The 20989-nt window shown below is 58.8% G+C and carries 11 protein-coding genes; 3 read left to right on the top strand and 8 right to left on the bottom strand.

Translation table 11 applies throughout. The features are described 5' to 3' along the window. Positions 1-42 precede the first annotated feature (42 nt). On the top strand, positions 43-1119 hold the full coding sequence (locus KVT38_RS02400; RefSeq protein WP_217592092.1) for an alpha/beta hydrolase family protein: 1077 nt from the start codon (positions 43-45) through the stop codon (positions 1117-1119). Between the two features lie 83 nt (positions 1120-1202). On the opposite strand, the gene KVT38_RS02395 is transcribed toward KVT38_RS02400, so the two are convergent. Continuing rightward, on the bottom strand, positions 1203-2138 hold the full coding sequence (locus KVT38_RS02395) for a cation diffusion facilitator family transporter (RefSeq protein WP_217592091.1): 936 nt from the start codon (positions 2136-2138) through the stop codon (positions 1203-1205). A 333-nt stretch (positions 2139-2471) separates the two neighbouring features. Beyond that, entirely contained in the window at positions 2472-3614 is a 1143-nt protein-coding gene (locus KVT38_RS02390; protein WP_217592090.1) for an epoxide hydrolase family protein, read from the bottom strand. A gap of 105 nt (positions 3615-3719) precedes the next feature. On the opposite strand from KVT38_RS02390, the gene KVT38_RS02385 reads away from it, so the two are divergent. Further along, positions 3720-4568, top strand: coding sequence for a helix-turn-helix domain-containing protein (locus KVT38_RS02385; protein ID WP_217592089.1), 849 nt, complete (start codon positions 3720-3722; stop codon positions 4566-4568). 88 nt (positions 4569-4656) lie between these two features. Here KVT38_RS02385 and KVT38_RS02380 read toward each other — a convergent pair whose 3' ends face one another. From KVT38_RS02380 to KVT38_RS02360, 5 genes are all read right to left on the bottom strand, one after another. Then, positions 4657-5856, bottom strand: a complete 1200-nt coding sequence (locus KVT38_RS02380; protein ID WP_217592088.1) for a trans-sulfuration enzyme family protein — start codon at positions 5854-5856, stop codon at positions 4657-4659. A 32-nt stretch (positions 5857-5888) separates the two neighbouring features. After that, complete coding sequence (locus KVT38_RS02375; protein ID WP_217592087.1) at positions 5889-6719, bottom strand: carbohydrate ABC transporter permease; 831 nt, start codon at positions 6717-6719, stop codon at positions 5889-5891. Continuing rightward, entirely contained in the window at positions 6719-7594 is an 876-nt protein-coding gene (locus KVT38_RS02370; protein ID WP_254638918.1) for a carbohydrate ABC transporter permease, read from the bottom strand. Before KVT38_RS02370 ends, KVT38_RS02375 begins: the two co-directional genes overlap by 1 nt. Before the next feature lie 92 nt (positions 7595-7686). Continuing rightward, positions 7687-9048, bottom strand: coding sequence for an ABC transporter substrate-binding protein (locus tag KVT38_RS02365; protein WP_217592086.1), 1362 nt, complete (start codon positions 9046-9048; stop codon positions 7687-7689). Between the two features lie 184 nt (positions 9049-9232). Next, positions 9233-9916, bottom strand: a complete 684-nt coding sequence (locus KVT38_RS02360) for a FadR/GntR family transcriptional regulator (RefSeq protein ID WP_217592085.1) — start codon at positions 9914-9916, stop codon at positions 9233-9235. Positions 9917-10686: 770 nt separating this feature from the next. On the opposite strand from KVT38_RS02360, the gene KVT38_RS02355 reads away from it, so the two are divergent. Further along, entirely contained in the window at positions 10687-20406 is a 9720-nt protein-coding gene (locus KVT38_RS02355) for an S-layer homology domain-containing protein (RefSeq protein ID WP_217592084.1), read from the top strand. Positions 20407-20477: 71 nt separating this feature from the next. Here the strand turns inward: KVT38_RS02355 and KVT38_RS02350 are convergent, their stop codons facing one another. Beyond that, positions 20478-20810, bottom strand: coding sequence for a hypothetical protein (locus KVT38_RS02350; protein ID WP_217592083.1), 333 nt, complete (start codon positions 20808-20810; stop codon positions 20478-20480). Positions 20811-20989: the final 179 nt, after the last annotated feature.

Below are 20989 nucleotides of genomic sequence, written 5' to 3'. Positions count from 1 at the left end.
ACTTCAAAAAAGAAGCGAGCACAAGCATTCGAGGTGGAAACCATGAAGACAGCGCATATCGATAAGTACTATACGGCCATGGCCAGTTTGGCGGACAGGTTCGATCGGGTTGCCCGCAAGCTGCGATACAATGCCGCGGATCTGAAGGCGCACGAAGCTTGGAAGACGAGCGTTCGATCCAAGCTTGGCGATATCACCGGCCTGACGAGGATGGAAACGTGCGACTTGCAGCCTGAACGGCTGGAAACCGTACAGCTGGACGGGTATCGTCGCGAGAAATGGCTCATCCAGACGGAACCGGGCGTGTGGATGCCTTTTTATACGCTGATACCGGACGATCTGCAGCCGGACGAGAAAAGACGCTGCATGATCGCAGCGCACGGTCACGGCAGTGCCGGGAAATTTTCTCCGGCAGGCCGAACGGATATACCGGCTCTTAAAGAAAAGATCGAAAACGATCGTTACGATTACGGCGTTCAATTTGTACGCAGGGGTTATATCGTTTTTTGCCCCGACGCCCGGGGGTTCGGGGAGCGCCGGGAATCGTCGGGACAAGGCGATGAGGAGGATGTGTTCATTTCCAGCACCTGCAATCATTTGAACGTCATGGCGATCGGTCTTGGACTGTCTCTTACGGGGATGTGGACATGGGATTTGATGCGTCTCATCGACTACATCGAGACCCGCGAAGATTGCGCGCAGGACCGAATCGGGTGTTGCGGTTTGTCGGGTGGCGGACTGCAAACGCTCTGGCTGACGGCTCTCGACGAGCGGGTGAGCTGCGCGGTCGTCAGCGGCTATTTTTACGGCTACAAGGACGCTTTGTTGAATCTATACAACTGCTCGTGCAATTACGTGCCCCACTTGTGGGAAAACGTCGATATGGGCGATATTGCGGCCTTGATCGCCCCGCGCGCATTGTTGATCGAGACCGGAGATCAAGATCCGCTCAACGGCGAACGGGGATTGGATAACGTGACCGAACAGGTCGAGATCGCTGCGGGGGCCTATAGACTGATGGAGGCGGAGGAACGATTCGTTCACCATGTATTTAAAGGCGGGCATGTGTGGGACGGCGAAAAAACGTACGCTTTCGCGGATCGGTGGCTCGGCGAATAAGGAGGAGTCGAAGTCGGCTCATTCCGCAAGATCGTAAATCGTGGCTCGCCGACAGGCGGGCCATTTCGCGTGACCGGGCAGGCTTAGGCCTGCCTCAGCATAAACGCTTTGCCGTATTCTCCGTGATCGTGCAGGATCGGGTGTTCGATCTGGATCGTCGAATGCTCGATTCCGTACTTATTTTTCAAAATCTCATTGATCGCCAAAATGGCGCAGAAGGGCTCGATCCCTTGCTTCACGAAAACATGCGCGGTCAGCGAGTAGTGCTCCGTCGTCACCGCCCACAGATGAAGCTCGTGTACGTCCACGACGATGTCCAGGTCGTTAAGATCTTGGCGAATGGCGTCCAGATCGAACTTGTCGGGGACCGATTCCATCAGTACGAGATACGATTCGCGAATGATCCTGGACCCTCCCGTGAAAATAATCGCGCCCACGACCATGCTGATCAGCGGGTCCAACAGGAAGAAGCCGGTAAAGTGGATGACGATCGCGGAAACGATAATACCGACGGAGCTAAGCAGATCGCCGATAAAGTGCCATAGCGCGCTTTTTACGTTCAGATTGTCTTCTTCCTTCATGCTGCGGCTGAGTACGATCGTCAGAACGACGTTCACGACCAGGCCGATGGATGCGATCGTTAACATAATGGGCATATCGACGGTTTGAGGATGAACGATGCGCTTGATCCCTTCCACGAAAATGCCGGCGGCAATGATGGCGAGCGCCAGCCCGTTCAGAAACGACGCGATAATCTCAAACCGGAGGAAGCCGAACGTGTACTTCCGGTTGGGCTTACGGGTGGCCATGTAAATGGCGACCATGCTGAGGCCCAGAGCCAGCACGTCCGAGATCATATGCGCCGAATCGGAGAGCAGGGCAAGGGAGTTGGACACAAGCCCGCCCACAATTTCTACGATGGTGAAAAACAAAGTCAAAGTCAGCGTAATCCAAAGCGTCTTTTTGGAGGTGTTTTGCTCTTTGACGTGGTCAAGGTGATGGAAATCGTATTGGTTCATGCCCATCTTCCTTTCGTTCTACATTAGAATAATTATTATCTAATAATTAATTAAAACTTATCACGATTCGTTCCTGCGCGCAAATGAACATTTTATGGATCCTATAAAAGATTTTCATTATCAATAGGGCGAAGTAGGCCGCGGCTGAAGTGCAGGCGCGGCCGGGAGAGGCGATGGGAGCGAGGACGTCGCGTCACGGACGTGGCGAGGGAGCGAGGATGTCGCAGCGCGGAGGACAACATACGAAAACCGCACATTTTTTGTGCGGTTCCGGTGTCGCGCGCGAGGCGAAGGAGTTAACTTGCTCAGGATAGCATTGTGACAATGCTGCTGCTATTCTCTGAAGGGCCTGCAAAATTCACGAATGTCGTCTGCCATCTGCTCGGGCTCTTCCATTGCCGTGAAGTGACCGCCCGCAGACATCTCACTCCAGCGAACGACATTCAGATTGCGCATAACCCATGATTTGGGCGGCAGCGCGACATCGGCCGGAAAAATGGCGATGCCGGTAGGAACTTCGATTCGACCGATCGGCGGCAGCGTATGGGTATTCTCATAATAAATTTGATTGGCGGACCCGATCGTATTCGTTACCCAATACAGCATGATCGCAGTTACCAGTTCGTCCTTGCTATACTTTTGGAACAGATCGCCTTTACAGTCGCTCCAAGCATGGAATTTTTCCAGAAGCCAACCGGCCAAACCCGCCGGAGAATCGGTAAGCCCATAAGCAAGCGTTTGAGGCTTCGTCGATTGAATCGACATGTAGCCTCCTTCTTGCGCGATCCACTTCGAGACTTCTTTTTTATATTGCTCCTCTTCATCGGTTCCTGGTTCGCTGGAGGAGAGCAAACTCCTTAAAATGCCCACATCCGTCAGATGGATGCCGTACAGCAGCTCCGGGCGACGAAAGGCCAAATACCGGGTAACGCCGGAGCCGAGATCCCCGCCTGCTGCTACAAAGCGGCTGTAGCCCAATTCCGCTGTCATGAGTTTGGCCCACATGTCGGATACGATTAAATTGTTGACGCCAGAACGAAGGGGACGACCCGAGAAGCCAAAGCCCGGAATCGAAGGGACGATCACATCGAAAGCGTCCTCCGGACGACCGCCATATTTCGCGGGATCCGCGAGCAAAGGAATCAACTTTTGATAGCGAAGATAACTGTCGGGCCACCCATGCGTAAGAAGAATGGGGATCGGGTTAGGACCTTTGCCGCGCTCATGGACGAAATGAATGTCTACGCCGTCAATGTTGCACCGATACTGAGAAAAACGGTTCAACTCAGCCTCTTGCGCCCGCCATTTATAATGATCCTTCCAATAAGAGAGCAGCGACTGCAGCTCGCCCATGTCTGTCCCTCGTTCCCAGCCGGAACCCAGTATGGCATCCGGCCAACGCGTACGTTGAAGTCTGGCTTTCAGGTCGTTAAGGATGTCGTCGGCGATCTGAATATGGAATCTTTCAACAGGCATCTTCGTTTCCTCCTATCCGATTTATAATGATATATTAAGGTGAACACCTCTGAATTTCACTGATAGATGTGCAACAGTTAACTATACTATTTGACGGGTGATCGAATGCCGCAGCTGGATCGGCACAAGAAGCGGGTCGTAAACATTGAATTTGTTCCCGTGGAGGCGTTTCGGTTTTTTCCGTATCCGGAACGGTATACGCTGACATATATCACTTCCGGCAGCTTAAAGGGGAGACTGAACGGGCGGCCCATCGCCGTCGACGCCCCTGCTATTTTCTGCCTGACCGGGGAAGATCGGCTGCAGGTGACGGATGCAAGCGACCTATGTGCGCAGTCCTTCTGCTTTCATGACGATTTTTTAAAGTCGAACAAGCTCACCGATTCTCCCTTTTCCGCAGCCTCCCGCATACAGATCGGTCTTTCCCTGTTTCAGCGCAACGGGAAACATGACGGCATTCCGCGCGTAACGGGAAAAGCTTATCCTTTATTGTTTGAATGGTTCTTCATACTGGGCACCGAAGTGCAGGCGCAAAGCGACACGCTATGGGCATGCCGGATCAAAAAGTACCTCATTCAAATTATGGGGCTGCTGGAGGAGCTGAGTCGGACGCATGAACATTCGCCTGTAGAGGCTGTGCTGGATTATATTCACACCAATTACGCGCGCAAAATAACGCTCCAGGATTTGACGAACTGCGCGCATCTGAATCGGGTGACGCTGAACAAGTTGTTTCAGGAAAGATGCGGAAAAACGGCGATGGGGTACCTGCTGTCTTATCGAGTGAAGATGGCAAGCGAGATGCTTACGCATACGGATATGAGTCTGAATGAGATTGCGCAAGCGACGGGATATGAGTATGACACCTATTTGATTAAGCACTTTACCGCTAAAATAGGGATGTCGCCCACGACGTACCGGATATCGTCGCGACAATATAGCGAGGTTCAATGAGCGGTCGCGGGCGAGCAAGCGCACAACGCAAAAACGGGACGAAGCAGAAACGACTCTGCTTCATCCCGTTTTTTGCTGTACGCGTGCTTTACAAAGAGTGGCTTTCCAATACAGGCTCGTGCAGCTTGGCCCAGCTCCGCTCGATATCCGCGAGCAGCTCGTCCGGGTCCTCGATGCCGATATAGAGGCGCACGCTCGCCAGCGCGACGCCTTCTTCGACATCTTTGGCGGGGGCGGAGCCGACGGTGACGAGACTTTCGTAGCCACCCCAGCTGACGCCGATGCGGAAGTAGTCGAGGTCGGTCGCCCATTGCTTCATTTTCTCGACGCTGTGGCGCGTCACGAACGAGAACAATCCCCCGTACCCGCTCAGCAGGCGGTCGGCCAACTCCTTTTGCGGGTAGCCCTCCAGCCCCGGATGGTTGACGCGGGCGACGTCCGGCTTGGACGCCAGATGCGCCGCGATCTTGAGCGCGCTGGCATTGTGACGCTCGAGTCTAAGGGGAAGCGTGCGCAGGCCGCGCGTGATCAGTGCCGCAGTCTGCGGCGCCATCGCGGCGCCGAGATTCAGGTAGCTGCGGTGGCCGATCAGGCCGATCAGCTCGCGGCTGCCGACGACGACGCCGCCGAGGCTGTCGCTGTGGCCGGAGAAGTATTTCGTCAGCGAGTGCATGACCAGATCGATGCCCATCGCGAGCGGCTTCTGGAAGTACGGCGTCGCCCAGGAGTTGTCGATCGCCGTGACAATGCCGTGTTCCTTGGCCAGGGAGGCAAGCGCCGGGATGTCCTGCATTTCGAACATACCCGAGGTCGGGCTCTCCAGGTAGAACAGCTTGGTATTGGGACGGATCGCGTTCGCGAAGCCTTCCGTATCCTTGCCGTCGATGAAGGAGACTTCGACGCCGAAGCGCGCCGACAGATCGGCGAGCAGCTCGCGGGTCGGTCCATAGGCCTGGTCGACGCAGACGATGTGATCGCCGGAGCCGGCCAGGGCGAAGATCACGGCGGAGATGGCGCCCATGCCGGAGGCGAAGCAGCGTGCGCTATCCCCGCCTTCGAGCCGTGCGATTTTATCCTCCAGGTACATGACCGTCGGGTTGTTGCCCCGCGAGTAGACGGAGGCGGCGAGCACATCCTTCATCGCTTCGTCGAACTTCTGATGCGTCTCGAACGCGAACAGGCTGCTCTGGTAGACCGGCATCGAGATGGCGCCTTGATGGCGGCTGTCGACGGCGTCGTGCGATACTTCCGTATAAAAACGATTTTTGTCTCTTTCGCTAGTTGTCATGATTACCTGCTCCTATCCCGCAAGAAACTTGCTCAGCCTTTCTCTGCCCCTTGCGTCAGGCCTTCAACGATGTACCGTTGGGCGAAGGCAAACATGATGATCGTAGGGATGACGGAGATAACGGTTCCGGCCGACATGGATCCCCAATCGATATCGAACTTCAAGACGAAGGAGTTCATCCCGACGGGAAGCGTCTTAAGCGAATTCGTATCGATAAACATGACCGCCTGGAACAATTCGTTCCAATTCTGAACGAAGGCAAAAATAAATGTCGAAGCGATGCCCGGCAGCATGACCGGGATGATGATGCGGAACAGCGACGTAATCCGCGAGCAGCCGTCGATCATCGCCGCTTCCTCGAGACTGGCCGGTATGCGCTGGAAGAAGCCCCGGAGCATAATGGTCGAAAAGGCGATGGAGCCGGTCGTGTACAGCAGGATGAGCGACAGTCGGGTGTTCGTCAGCCCCATGTTCGACATCATCAGGTACAGCGGCGCCAGCGATACGAAGCCCGGCAGCATCTGCGTGAGGAAAAAGGCGAGCATGATCTGCTTGTGACCGCGGAACGTGAATCGCGCCATGACGTACGCGCACAAGATCGAGATGATAATGACGGCGACGGCGGACACGATGGATACGATCAAGCTGTTCATGATATATACGTGAAACTTGGATACCGTAAAGATGCGGTCGAAATTGCTCAAGGAAAAATGACTCGGCCAGTACGAAATCGGCAGCTTGAAGATATCGCCCTTCGGCTTGAACGCCGTGATCACGATCCAGTACAGCGGGAACACCATCACGACCAGGTGGAGCGTCAGATACAAAACTTTTAAGCCTTTAAGCGTCGCTTTGGCGGCCATCAGAAGTCACCCACTTTCTCGGACTTCGTCACGAACAGATAAAATACGGTGTACAGCATCAGAATGACGAGCATGATGACGCCGATCGAGGATGCTGCGCCGTAGTTGCCCGCGAGCAGTCTTTCCATCAAGAGGGAGGACAGGACGTGCGTGCTGCCGGCAGGTCCGCCGTTGGTCATGCCGTAGACGAGCGCCGGATCGTTGAAGATCCAGATGACCCGCAGCAGCGTCGTGGCGATGATCGTCGGCATGATGTAAGGCAAGGTAACATTGAAAAATTTGCGGAACGCGTTCGCGCCGTCGATATCCGCCGCCTCGTACTGCTCGCCGGGCACCGGCTGCAACGCGGCCAGCAGCATGATGGCGAAGAAAGCGATGCCGTACCAGACGTTCGCGACGATAACCGAGAACATCGCCCAGGAAGGGTCGGAGAGAAAACCGATTCGATCGTCGATGAGGCCTATTCTGAGCAGCAAGTCGTTGATAACGCCGTACTGGGAGTTAAACAACCACTTCCAGATCAGACCGATCAGGAATCCGGACAGCGCCCAGGAGTAGAACACGAAGCCCTGATAGACGCCTCTTCCGCGGAACTGCTTTTTGAGCATGAGCGCGAGCGCAAGTCCGATGATGAATTGAAAGATGAGCGAGAAAAATACCCAGTAGACGCTGTGCTCGAGGGCGGAGAGGAATTTGCTGTCTTTGAACGCGGCCTCGAAGTTATCCAAGCCTACGAATGAGGTGTCGTTGAGGTTAAACAATTCGTAATGCTGGAACGCCATAACGACGCCCCGCAAAAACGGGTAAAACGTAAAGACCGCAAGCAGCAGAAAAGCGGGGAACAGGCTAAGCCAGATAAATGTACGCTGTTTCAATCGGATTCACCGCCTTTAGATGCAGGGAACATGGCAGACAGCCTGCGCTGTCCGCCATATTCGCTTGTGTTTAACCGATGCATGGCCGTTTCTTATTTAGCCGCTCCAAGCTCTGCCTTGGCATCCACCCAGAACTTGTCCCATTTCGCAAGCGTTTCTTCTACCGTCGCCTTGCCGAGCAGCATTTGCTGACCGGTCTCCATGGACACCGTGCCGAACTTGCTGTTCGCCGGGTAGTTGAACGGAGGCTTGTAGTTGACGAATGTCTTGGCGTCTGCCGTCATATCCAGCAGCGTCTTGTACGGACCGTCGTTGAAGTATGGGTCTTGGGTGGCGGTGCTGTGAATCGGAATCGTGCCGTAGCTCTTCGACCATTCGATGTTCTGTTCGTTGGAGCTCAGGAATTCGATCAGCTTCCAAGCCGCTTCCTTCTTAGTGGAGAAGGAAGTAATACCCCAGCCTGCGCCGCCTGCGCTGATCAGCGCGACGCCGCTCGGACCGGTCGGCATCGGCGCCGTTGCCCAGGTGCCTTCTTCCATGCTGTCCTTCAGCGTGTTGATGACGTCGGGATCCTGAAGCAGGAAGGCCGTCACGCCGGATGTGAACGCTTGTACTTGCTCGGAGAAGCCCCAGGCGACGGAGTCGGCAGGCGAGCCTTCCTTGAAGAGCTTCAGGTACAGATCGAGCGCTTGCTTGGCTTCCGGAGAAGAGTAGATCGACTTGCCGTCGTTCAGGAACATGGCATCGCTCGTATTAACGTTGGCGCCGTTGTAAGCCAGCACCATCGTGTCCGGTACGGAGTTCGCGCCGGAGCCGCCGCGGAACGAGAAGCCGTAACGGTTTTTCGACTTGTCGGTCAGCTTGATCGAGGCATCGACCAGCTCCTGGTAGGTCTTCGGCACCGCGATGCCTGCGTCCTTCAGCCAATCGGCGCGGTAGAACATTTGACGCTGATACAGGCCGTTGGAGATAAAGTACAGCTTGTCGCCGATGCTGCCGACGTCGAGGGCCGTTTTCGTTACCGTGGAGAATTCGCTCCAGTTTTTCGTGTACTCGTTGAGCGGTTCAAGGTAGCCGTTGTTGACGAACTCCGCTACGTTCAGGTCGCGCGCCTCGACGATGTCGATATCTTCCTTGGCGGAGAGCATCGTGCGGATCTTGTTGTCCACATGGTCGAACGGAGGCGAGAGCAATTCAACATCGATATTGGAATTGGCTTTCTTGAATGCGTCGATCATCTTCTGAAGCTCAGCCGTGCGGGTGTCCGAGGTCAAGCTCTCGATCATGCGAAGCTTCACCTTTTCTCCGCCGGCAGAACTGCCCGCCGAAGCGCCGGCCGAAGCGCCCGACGAATTGTTGTTGTTATTGCCGCCGCAAGCGGACAGCACCAGAGCGAGCGCAACCGACGATACTGCCAATTTTGAAATCGTTTTCATTCCGTTTTGCGTAGACATTTAAATTCCCCTCCCTCTATGGATATCATACCGGCAGGCTAGCTGTCTCACTATCTAACTATCAACCTGTATGATAGGTATAATGGTATGTGCAGACCTATTTTTTGTCAACACTTTTGTTACCTGTGTGTTAATAATTCTTACAAAAAATTTTGCGATCGCTGACGCGCCTGTTCATGCCGTTTTAGGTTTCGTAATTTTTAATAATCTCTTCCAGGGAATCCATCAGCTTGTTGAATTCGGACAGCGCTCCTGGTACGTCGTGGGCCTTGATGGCATCGAACATCGTAAAGTGGAAGGGGTAGGTCGCATCGAACAATTTCGTATTCCCGAGCGGCATATCGAAAAATTTATTGTAGAGAACGGAAAAAGATTCTAAGACGCTTTCCAGAATCGGATTCGCCGCCGCTTTATTGACGAGCTGATGAAAGGTAAAATCAATTTTGGACGTGCTTACGCCTAGTTCCTTTAACCTGCGATACTCGTTCAGGCATGCTTCGATTTCTTTGATTTGCTTCGGCGTTATACGCTTCGCGGCCAATTCGATCGCCTTGCCTTCGAGCGCGCGGCGGACGTCGAGGGTCGCGAGGAGCGAATTGCGCTCCACTTCGATTTTGATCTTGCCCGAGAAACGGAACGTATCCATGTCTCTCACGAAAACGCCTTTGCCGTTCTCGATTCGGACCACTTCGTTCGCTTCCAGATAACGAAGCGCTTCGCGAAGCGAGGAGCGGCCGACGCCGAACATTTCCGTCAATCGTTCTACCGAAGGGAGCTTGTCGCCTTCTTTCAGCTCTTTTTCCTGAATATAGTTTTGAAGCTCCTCAGACACCTGCTCATACAGATGGATTTTCTGTATTTTTTTCATGAACCTTTCCTTCTTCCCTATTCACCTATCAGACAGGTCAATCATAGTTAAAAGACCGTTTAATGTCAATGACAAAATGGGCACCGACACAAGCGAATATCCATGGCGAAGGGGTAGACAGATGAAGAAAATAGCGTTGATCGTTTCGATTTTATTAAACCTTGTCTTGATTACTTACGGATATCTTCAATCCAGGCATCTGGCCAACGTTTATTCCAATCTCTCCTTTGGACTGCAAGGCGATTTAGTCCAACTGGCAACCGCGATCGAAGAGCAAAATAATAACAATTGGCCATCGGAATCATAACCAAATCCCAGGAAGACGATCTGTGGAAATTGAGCAACCTTTTTCTGAAGTATGCGACGTCTTCAGATTTTTCAAATCCGACATTGGACAGCGATCGCAGGAAAAAGCTGAAGGATCTGGGGGACGCTCTCCAATCGGTCGGATGGGGGCCGGGCGCGGGATACGGAGGCGACTGGGACAGTTTTTCCGATAAAGTTGGCGCCTTAATCAATCAGAGACAAAAATAATGCTTGAAGCCGTAAGACTTTAGTTGTTTTTTTCTAAAATCGAACGGGTATTTAGGGTGATTTTTTCGACATGATCCTGCGAAAGTCTTCTTTGACAGCGCTCTCTTGCTCCTTCCCGCCGCAATTCCGGGTCTTTGGCCGCTAGAGGTCCATGCTTGATGACTCTACGTCTCTGGTTGAGATTTCGGCCTTTTATTAAGGTAGGAGGGATAGCATGCTGGAAGGAGTAATAGCGCGTGAAATGGTGGAATGGAATATGGAATCGACGGAAGCGGCCCTCATGGCGGCGAAAGCTTGCCGCGCTGTTGACGCTCGCGGTGCTGGCCACGAGCTTTCAGTTGTCCGTATTTGCGGAGTCGGCGACTGAAGAGGGAGGACAAGGACTGGATCATTCGCTTCAAGCGATGATAGAGCAGCTTGTCGCGAGCGGCGAGCTGCCGGAGACGGCTGGCGATGCGCCGGAAAAGGACACCGTTGCCGAGGCCGTATACGGGACCGAAAAAGCCGGCTTGGCCGCGTTGCTTGCGCTTCGCGAGGCTGAGAAGATCAGCGTCGGCTGGAGCGGCGCCGAAGCAAGCGGCGACAGCCGGGCAGCCTCGGTGAGCGGCGACGGCCGTTATGTCGCCTTCGCGTCGGCGTCTGCTTCTTTGGCGGAAGGCGATACGAACGGCTTCCAGGATATATTCGTGAGGGATCGCGCAGCCGGCGCGACGAAACGTATCAGTCTGGGCGCCCTCGGCGAACAGGCGAACGGCGACAGCTACGCGCCGATGATCAGCATGGACGGAACGTACGTGCTGTTCAGCTCGAAGGCGACGAATCTGGTGGCCGGCGATACGAATCTGCAGGAGGATCTGTTCCTGTACGATGCTACGACGGAGCAGATCCGGCTTGTCGCGGAGCGCGTACCCGGCTCCGAATACGCGGGACAAGGCAGTCCCTACCAGATCAGCGAGGACGGCCGTTATGCGGCGTATGTCGGCTCACGCGGCGCCCAGACCGCGGGCTACGATATTTTGCTAAAGGATCTCCGTACGGGAACGGTCAAGGTCGTCGCGGCACAGACCTACCTGTACGACAACTCGCGCGCGCGCATCTCGATGAGCGCGGATGCGAGATTCCTCGCGTTTGATTCGTTCCAGCGCGAGCTGACGCTGGACGACTACGGTCCTTATCATGAAAATTACCGCGATATTTTCTTGTACGATACCGCGCTGGACGAGTTGAAGCGAATCAGTCGTTCGCCTGCAAGCGAGAGCGCGAGCGAGAACAGCCAGTACCCGGTCATCAGCGCGAACGGGCAATTCGTCGCCTATCAATCGCTGGCCGACAATCTGGGACCGGCGGATACGAACGGCAAGCTGGACGTTTATGTCTACGACCGCGTCCTAGGTACGACGGAGCTCGGCAGCGTGAGCAGCGACGGCATGCAAGCGCAGGGCGACGCGTTCGGCGCTTCGCTTAGCGGCGACGGGCGGTTTTTGTCGTTTCATACGAACGGCGCTTACGAAGAGGACGATACCGGGGACGCGACGGACGTCTATGTGCGCGATCGCTTGACCGGCACGACCAAGCGGGTCAGCCTCGCGCATGGGGGCGGCAGCGCGAACGGGGAGAGCGCACGGGCGACGCTCGCGGCGGACGGGCGGTCGATCGCCTTCGAATCCGACGCGACGAACCTGCTGGAGACGGCGGATGCCGACGCCTTCTCCGATATCTATGTCGCCGCGTTGGATGGATCGGGCGGTTCGGCGCCGGCGTGGCCGGCCGCGACCGTCCCGGCTGCCGAGCCCGGCGCGGCTTATGTCGCGCTGAGCTGGCCGGCGGTTCCCGGCGCTGCGTACTACAAGGTGCTGCAGGACGGCAAGCTGGCCGGCATCGCGAAGGAACCGCGGTTCGCCGCAGCGGGCCTGCTGCCGGGATCGGCGCATACGTATCGCGTCGCGGCGGGAAGCGAGGACTACCGCTGGTCCGACTGGTCGGACGAGACGGCCGTGCGAACGCTGGCGGAGCCGGAGACGACGCCGCCGGGCAGGGGGAGCCTGACGGCGACCGCCTTGCCCGGCGCGATCGAAGCGGCTTGGCAGCTGCCGGACGATCCGGACGTCATCGGCGCGCGGCTGATCTGGCGAATGCCGGGGCAGTCCGAGCGTCAATCCGCCATGTATCCGCCTTCCGTCGCCGGGGCGACGATCCCGAACGCGATGAACGGCGAGCGCTATGAGGTGGCCGTCGCGGTATTCGACGGCGACGGGAACCGCTCGCTCGGCGACTGGCAGCCGGTCGTCATTCCGCAGGGGCCTGCGATCGTCCGGATCGATACCCGGGCGGAAGACGGCCGCGCGGCGCCAGGAGAAGCCCTTATCGAAGACATGAGCGATGACGGACGATACACGGTGTTTCTGTCGAACGCGAGCGACCTTGTCGCATCGGACGCGAACGGCAAGCGGGACTTGTTCCTGTACGACCGGCTCGGCGGCAAGACGCAGCTCGTCAGCCGCACGGCGTCGGGAGCGGCCGGCGACGGCGAGAGCCGGGACGCCTCGATCAGCGGCGACGGACGTTACGTCGTTTTCACTTCGAACGCGAGCGATCTGACGGCGGACGCCGATACGAACGGTCAGTACGACGTTTTCCTGTACGACCGGGATACGAACGGCAATGGCGTGTTTGACGAAGAGGGCGAAGCGTCGCTCAGCCGAATCAGCACGACCTGGGACGGCAAGCAAGCGGACAGCTACAGCTACGGCCCGGATATCAGCGGCGACGGAAGCAAGGTCGTGTTTTTCACACGAGCCACGAACCTGCTTCCTGCGCCGCCGGACAGCACGGCTTACAACGTCAGCTACGATATGGAAACGGGAGCGTTGGCGCCGATCGTGCTGCCGAACGGTACGCCGCTTTCCGCGCAGGAGCTGGAGCTGAGCCGCGACGGCAAGGTGGCGGTGTTCACCGCGTACGACGACCTGCTGCCGGAGGACAACAACGGCGACGACGATATTTATCTATACGATACGGAAGGCGACATGTCGGGCGATACGCCTGCGTCCACGCTTGAGCTGGTGACGGATCGGGGCGCGCTGGGCCATGCCTCCGCGGAGCGTCCCGCCGTCGACGACAGCGGCCGTTACGTGGCCTTTACCGTCAATCGCAATGCCCGGCCGTATACGCAGGTTTATGTCTACGACCGCAAGGCGGCCGGCGATGCGAAGTACGAGCTGATCAGCGTCGTGCGGCCGGACAGCCAGGCTTCGATGCTAAGCTCGGATGCGGACATCAGCGGCGACGGCAGGTACGTTGCCTTCCATTCGGACGAACCGGGACTATTGGAGCACGATGGCCAGCCGCAAAGCATCTTTATCCGGGACCGGACCGAGGGAACGACGAGGCTGGCCAGCCGCGCCTACGATCAGGCGGTCGCTCCGAACGACTTTGCGAGCCGGGCGCGGATCAGCGGCGACGGCAAGTGGATCGCGTACGACAGCAACGCCGCCAATCTTGTGCGCGGGACGGAGCGCTACCGTCCCGGTCTCTACGTGCAGAAGGCGCTCGAGAAAATGCCGCAGGCCTCCTGGCCGGCAGGCAGCGCATTGACCGTAAAGGCTTCCGGCGACGATTTCGTGACCTTGTCGTGGACGTCTGCGACCGGCGCCAAAGCGTACCGGATCTTGGGTGCAGGCTCGCCTGTCGACCTGGATGCGGATGTCCTCGAGAAGACGATCACGGGACTGGCGCCGGGCAAGGACTACCTCTTTAAAGTAGAGGCGATGGACGAGGACGACTTGTGGACGACGAACGGACCGTCCGTCCCGTTCTCGACGCCCGGGGCGACCGATCTGGCCGAGCTTGCGGTGACGCAGCAGGGAAGCAAGGCGGTTCTCGTATGGGGAGAACGCGCGGGCGGATCCGCCGAGATTCGCGGGTTCCGCATCGTTCGCAGAACGGCGAACGAGCCGGCCGAGGCGCTGGCTACGATTAAGGACCCTGCGGTCCGAACCTATACGGACGAAACGGCGGAGCCGGGCAAGTCGTACATCTACGCCGTTCTGGCGCTCGACGCCGGCGGGTCCGAGTCGCCGTATTCGGTCGAACGAAGCGTTACGCTGTCTTCTTTCGTCATCGATTCGTTTTCCCACACCCTGCCGCTTTATTTCCGCAAATACGCGGCGGTCGGCGATCAGGTGCGACTCGCGATGAAAGCCAAAGGAGCCGACGCGGCGCGAGCGGAGCTCTCGATTGAGCTGCAGGATGGCAGCGAGACGACGGTGAAGGCCGAGCTGGCCGCCCAGCCGGGCGCAGACACGTTCGCCGGCCAAGCGGCGATACCCGCGCATGCCGTCCGGCTGCTGCAGATCCGGGGCTTCGCGGAGCGCGACGGCGAATCGGCGGAGGCATCCAGCCTGAAGGCGCCGATTCAGGTCGGCGGCTCGGTCCGGGTTGCCTTGAGCGGCGATCTCGCGCTGCCACGCGACGCGACGCTGACGATCGGCAGCGCCGGACAGCGTGCCTATCAGACGGCAACGGTCGGAGAGGCGCGGCAATTCACGTTCGTCGGTCTCCCTGCCGGCGACGATTATTCGCTCCGATTGCTGTCGGCGGAAGGCGCGGACATGCTGGAGGAAGCCGGCGTACCGCCAATCGCCGTATCCTGGGGAGAAGCGGCCGAGGTCGACGCGGAGCCGATGCAGCCCGCCAGCCTCAGCGTCCAGGTCGTCAATCCGCAAGGTACGGGACTTCGAGGCGTGAACGTGCTGGTCTCGGATAAAAGCGGGCGCCCGCTTGCGTCCGGCGTCACGCCGGAGAGCGGCCAGCTGGACCTCGGCATTTTAAGAGGCATGGTCGGCAAGACGGCGGTTATTCGGGTCGAACGGCAGGACGGATACGACGAGCCTGCGGAACTCGCGGTTCCCTTGGCTTCCGGGATCAATCGGCAGGAGATTACACTGTCGCGGACCATGAATGCCGTGCTGGAAGGCAAAGTCTATCAAGCGAACGGGAGCCCCGTTAAAGGTGCCGTCGTCACGGTCGTTCAGGGCGAGGCCAGGTATACGGCTGCAACCGACGGGGAAGGCGCGTACGCGCTTAGCGTTCCGAGTCTTGCTTCGTACGTGCAGGCCGCGGCCGACGGCGCGTTTCCGTCCGCGCCGCAGTGGGTAAGCATCGTGCCCGGCCGGCAAACGGTCGACATTCAAGTCGGCGCGAAGCTGCCGGCGGTCGTCAAGGTCGACCTGTATACGCAATCCGGAGACGATGCGTGGGTCGGACCTTACGCGCTGGACTGGACGGAACGGATTCACTTCCGTCTCCAGGCCGACAAGCCAATCTGGTCGCAGTCCGAAAACGGCACGATGCAGCTGGTCGCCGAACCCGGCGAGAAGGTTCGCATTTGTGCGGATGGGAATGAGGGAGGCTATTCGCAATCGTGCGCGGAGACGGTCGTCGGCGAAGATCGTAGGGGAACGGTCGAGCTGAGGCTCCGGGATACGGCAGCCACCGTCGGCGGCAGGCTGACCAACCTGCCGGAAGGCATCGACCGGTATGACTACACCCTCTACGAGGTGACGGATGAGGGCCGCCGAAGAGCCGAGCGGTCGGGCTCCTTCTATAACCCGGCGTTTTCGCTGAAGGTGAAGGGAAGCCCCGCCTATGAGCTGGAGGTCAGAAGCCCGGACGGCAGCCAGAGCTTCGTGCGGCGCTTCGAGGCGCTGGCGGGCAGCCGCGTGGACCTCGGTGCGCTGCCGCTCGGCGCGGCGGGCATTCTGGCCGGCAAGCCGGGCAACGTCGTCTGGCTCGGCAGCGGCAATCCGATGGCCGGCGGCACGACTCAGGTCCGCGCGACCTATTCCAATTCGAGCGACGATCAACTAAGCGACGCGGTCGCCGTGCTGAATGTGCCGGCGGATGCGGAGCTGATCCCGGGCACGGTCATTGTGAACGGAGCGGCGGTCGAGCCCGAGCTTCAGGATGGACGCTATACCGTGCAGCTCGGCACGATCGGGGGCGGGAAAGGGGGCTCGCTGCAGTATAAGCTGCGCATCGCCGCCGCTCCCAAGGCGGAAAAAATGACGTTCGAGCCGTCGATTGGCTATAAGCTGGGCGGCGCTGAAAGGGAGGAGACGATCGGGCGGGCAGAGGCCGATCTGACGCCGGTGACGATGAAGGCCCCCGGCCGGACGGGCCGGCGCGATTTGACCGTCACCGGCACGGCGCCGCCGGGCAGCCATGTCGCCTTGTATGAGGGCGGCGTCGTCCTCGGCGAGACGGAAGCGTCCCCGACCGGGCAATGGGACGTTAGCGTTCATATTCCGGGCGAAGGCTCGACCGCCGTCTGGCGGCTCCGCGCCGATGCGGAGAGCGAGGCGGGAAGGTGGAGCAGCAGCGTCGTCGGCGTCCGCTACGACAAGGGACTGCCTGAGCCGGTCTCGTTCACGATGCGTCAGGCGGACGGGCGCCTCATGACCTTGGATCCGAGAGGCGGCGAAGCCAGATTCCCCTACGTGTTCGTGCCGGGCATGCCGTTTACGCTGACGGTCGCGTTCACCGATCCGCAGCTGGTGAGCGATGTCGCATTCCTGTTCGGCGAGCAGCGCATCCCGGCGAGCCTGCAGGACGGCGTTTACCAAGCGGTGATCCCTGTTCAAACAAAGGGCGGTCCGATCGGGCTCGATTATACGGAGAAGGAGTCGATGGACAGCATCGACGCTCCGCCTCCGCCGCCGGAGGAGATCAGGGAGCAGCTGCCGCCCAGCTTCAGGGACGCCGTGACCGGCGACATCTCCATCTCGCCGCGACAGAATAACGGGACGAAGCAGTCGGCTTCGTACAACGGCACGCTCCCGAATCCGAACGGTGACGCGCGAATGGATATTCATGCGACGCTGGAGGAGATGAAGTATACGCCGACCCAGGCCGACCTGGATCAGGCCGAGCGTACGGGCATCCCCCTCTACGGCTTTACGAACAGCGTGGACTTCAGCAACGGGGTGCTGCGTGCCGAGTTGACGGGTTACCTGCCGGCCGACCGGTTCGGTCACGGGCTGGATGCGAGAAGAGCGATCGCGGATCTGATGGCGGCGGCGGAGCTGAACGCCGTTCCCATGCCATCGTCCGGCAAAGCTTCGAAAGGAGAGGTCGGCGCGCTGTCGGTTGCCAACGCGATGCAGGCAGTCAAAGTGACCGTGAATCTCGCGATGCGTTCGGCAGCCGGCGAAAATACGTGGAAAACGATCGACGCCGCCTATAGCTTGGTCGACGGGATGGGCGTCAACGACACGCTGGCGGATCTCGAGAAGCTGATGGACAAGATCGCGTTGAACTGCCGTCCCGAGCTTGTCCCGATTTATCTGGATTGGGTCATGAACATCCGGAACAAGCTTATCGTTGCGGAGCTGCTGAAGGCAGGCATGATGGTCGCCGGCGCGGTATTCGGTCCCGCCACGTTCGGGTTGAGCACGGTCGGTCTGTTCCTCGCGACGAATATGATGGGCAAGGTGCTGGACGCTTCAGTGGCGGGTTCTATCGCCAAGCTGGATGCGAACGTAAACGAGATATGCGAGATCGAGAAGAAGCCGAAGAAGCCGCTTGCCGATCCGGAGTGGATCTACGATCCTAGCGGGTATGCGTACGAGGTGACGGAAGACAACCGGATCGAAGGCGTTAAAACGACCGTGCTGCGCTGGGATGAGGCGGCGAAGCGCTGGAACGTCTGGGATGCCGGACCCTACGGGCAGGCGAATCCGCTATATACCGATCCGCAGGGGCGCTATGCCTGGGATGTGCCGGAAGGCAAATGGAAGGTGCTCTACGAAAAGGAAGGCTATCTGCCGGCCGAGAGCGAGGAGCTCGTCGTGCTGCCGCCGCACTTCGACGTCAACATCGCGATGATATCCACGCTTCCGGCGAAGCCGATCAAGGTATCGGCCGCGCCGGGCGGGGAGGGAATCGAGCTGCTGTTCGACCGTCCCGTGCGAATCGACGCGGCGGAGAGCGGTCTGCTGGCGGTCGTATCTGCGGACTCGGGCGAGGAAGCGGCGGGCGAATGGCAGGCGCTGGAGCCGGTCGACGCAAACGGGACGCAGGCTTCCGCAAGGCTCCGGTTTACGCCGGACGAGCCGCTGGCGATTGGCGCGGTCTATCGCGTGACGGCGGAGGCGGCGCTGCAATCGTACGCCGGCGTGCCGATGGGCGAGCGCTACGAAGCCGAAGTTACCGTGACCGCCGAGGATACGGCGCCGCCGGTCCGGGTTGAAGGGCTGCGGGCTGAAGCCGACGCGGAGCGGGCGCTGCTGACCTGGCGGTTGCCCAGGGATCCGGAGCTTGCGAAGGTAGAATTGCGCTACAAGGAGCAAGCCGTTTCGGGCGAGGGGACGACGTTCGAGATTCCAGACGGGCAGTCATACGCGCTGATCGAGGGGCTGAACGAATCGACGAAATATGTATTCCAGCTTCGCGCTTACGATGCGGCGGGCAACTATAGTACGGCGGAAATCACCGCAGGCACGGGCAGTCCGGGGAACGTCGGACCGGATAGGACGCCCCCTGACGGTATTCGGGAGCTGGCTGCGGAGCTCGCCTCCACAGGAGTGGAATTGACCTGGAGCGACCCGGAGGATCCGGATCTTGCCGCCGTGAGGCTGCAATGGACGAAGGCAGGGCAGCCGTTCGAAGGCGAACCCGCCGAAGTGAAGAAAGGCGTAGGCCGGTACGCGATAACGGGGTTGGCCCCGTCCACCAAATACGAGATTCGTCATTGGACGGTCGACGCGAACGGCAATGCCTCCACTGCGGAAACGCTGGTCATTATGACGAGGAATGGCGGAGGCGGCCCAACAGATCCGCCGGGCCCAACAGATCCGCCGGGCCCGACAGAACCGCCGGGCCCGACAGACCCGCCGGGCCCGACAGACCCGCCGGGCCCGACAGAACCGCCGGGCCCGACGGACCCGCCAGGCCCAGGCCCAACCGGTCCTAACGGCCCGACCGGCCCTGTCGGCGACCCGGATGCCGATGACGCGGCGCTCGGCACAGAGGCGGCATCCTTCAGCCTGTTCGACGGCAAGCTTCGATTCGAGCTGCCGGCGGGCAGCGCCGGAACCGCGCGCAAGCTGACGGCCTTGCGCATCGCCGACCCTGCAAAGCCGAGCGACAAGCGGCTGCGCCTGCTGTCGGATGCATATGAGTGGAAGCTCGACAACGGCGGCGCGCTGGCGAAGCCGGGACGGCTGTCGCTGACGTACGACAAGGCCGCGCTCGGCTCGGGCGATCCGCGCAAGCTGGGCGTCTATCGGCTGGACCAAGCGAGCGCCGTCTGGCGTTATGCGGGCGGCATCGTAGACGCAGGAGGAGGCGCCGTGGAGCTTGCGACGGCTCAGCCGGGCGTGTATGCGGTCCTGATCGCCGAGTACAGCTTCAGCGATCTGAATGCCCATTGGGGACGCGCCGATATCGAAGCGCTGGCCGCCCATGGCATCGTGACCGGCGATCCGGGCGGAACGTTCCGCCCGAACGGCAGCGTCACGCGCGCCGAGTTCGTGAAGCTGCTTGCTTCGCTCATCGATGCGAATCCGTCCGCGGCATCCGGATCGTTCGACGACGTACCGGCGGATGCCTGGTATGCCGAAGCGGTCGCCCGGGCGAGAGCGGCGGGTATCGTCGTCGGCAACGGCGGCAAGTTCAGACCGAACGACTCGATTACGCGCGAAGAAATGGCCGTTATGCTCTACCGCGCGAGCGTTCCTGGCGGCGCCGCAAATCCGGACACGGCTCCGCTGAGCCAATATCGGGACGGCTCCAAGGTGTCCGCGTGGGCCCGCGAAGCGGTCGCTTACGAAGTCGAGAGCGGCACGCTTCGGGGGAGCGGCGGGCTGCTGAAGCCGGCTTCGACCGCCACAAGGGCGGAAGCGGCGGCGGTGATCGCGCGGAAGCTCGACGCGCTTGGCCTGCTGATAAAGCATTAAGAAACGAAAAGCCTGCGGACCGGATATGGTGCCGCAGGCTTCTTCATGGGCTTGGACAGAACCCAATCGCCCTAGAAACTGCCGTTCAGATTAACCAGAATCAGACGTCCCGAGAAGAAGTAGAGATGGACGCTCGCCTCTTCTTTAAAGAGACGAAACCGTTCTTTATACAAAAATACCTGATACCGCGTGTTGTGAATATTGCGCTGGGAGAGCAGCTCCGGCTTCTTGCCGACCACTTCGGTCACATCTTCTAGGGTCATTCCTTTCTGCAGCTGCCGATATTCCGATTCGTTAATGTCGGGGATATTCGCTTCCTTTAAAAACGCCGCGAAAATTGACCACATGAACGCAATCCCGGCAATTGTAGCGATCACTAGCAGGATGGAAAGAAAATGCCTCACGATCATCAACCTCGCTAATTATTGATATGAAAAGTTTGCGAATCTGCCTAATGATACTTATAGTCCGTTGACCTTTTTCTGCCTTGCTCAGTACGATTAAGGTACTTAAAAAAACGATGTCGCACAACGTTTTGATTCAGTATATAGGAAAAGAAAATATTTTAAAATATGGAACATTT

This window comes from Cohnella sp. GbtcB17 (assembly GCF_019091135.1).
Taxonomy (GTDB): Bacteria; Bacillota; Bacilli; order Paenibacillales; family Paenibacillaceae; genus Cohnella.
This window is presented reverse-complemented; position numbering and strand designations above follow the sequence as displayed.

Excerpts from the sequence above, each read along its gene's own strand:
- KVT38_RS02400 (WP_217592092.1), top strand. The coding sequence starts at position 43 with ATGAAGACAGCGCATATCGATAAGTACTATACGGCCATGGCCAGTTTG.
- KVT38_RS02395 (WP_217592091.1), bottom strand. The coding sequence starts at position 2,138 with ATGAACCAATACGATTTCCATCACCTTGACCACGTCAAAGAGCAAAAC.
- KVT38_RS02390 (WP_217592090.1), bottom strand. The coding sequence starts at position 3,614 with ATGCCTGTTGAAAGATTCCATATTCAGATCGCCGACGACATCCTTAAC.
- KVT38_RS02385 (WP_217592089.1), top strand. The coding sequence starts at position 3,720 with ATGCCGCAGCTGGATCGGCACAAGAAGCGGGTCGTAAACATTGAATTT.
- KVT38_RS02380 (WP_217592088.1), bottom strand. The coding sequence starts at position 5,856 with ATGACAACTAGCGAAAGAGACAAAAATCGTTTTTATACGGAAGTATCG.
- KVT38_RS02375 (WP_217592087.1), bottom strand. The coding sequence starts at position 6,719 with ATGGCCGCCAAAGCGACGCTTAAAGGCTTAAAAGTTTTGTATCTGACG.
- KVT38_RS02365 (WP_217592086.1), bottom strand. The coding sequence starts at position 9,048 with ATGTCTACGCAAAACGGAATGAAAACGATTTCAAAATTGGCAGTATCG.
- KVT38_RS02360 (WP_217592085.1), bottom strand. The coding sequence starts at position 9,916 with ATGAAAAAAATACAGAAAATCCATCTGTATGAGCAGGTGTCTGAGGAG.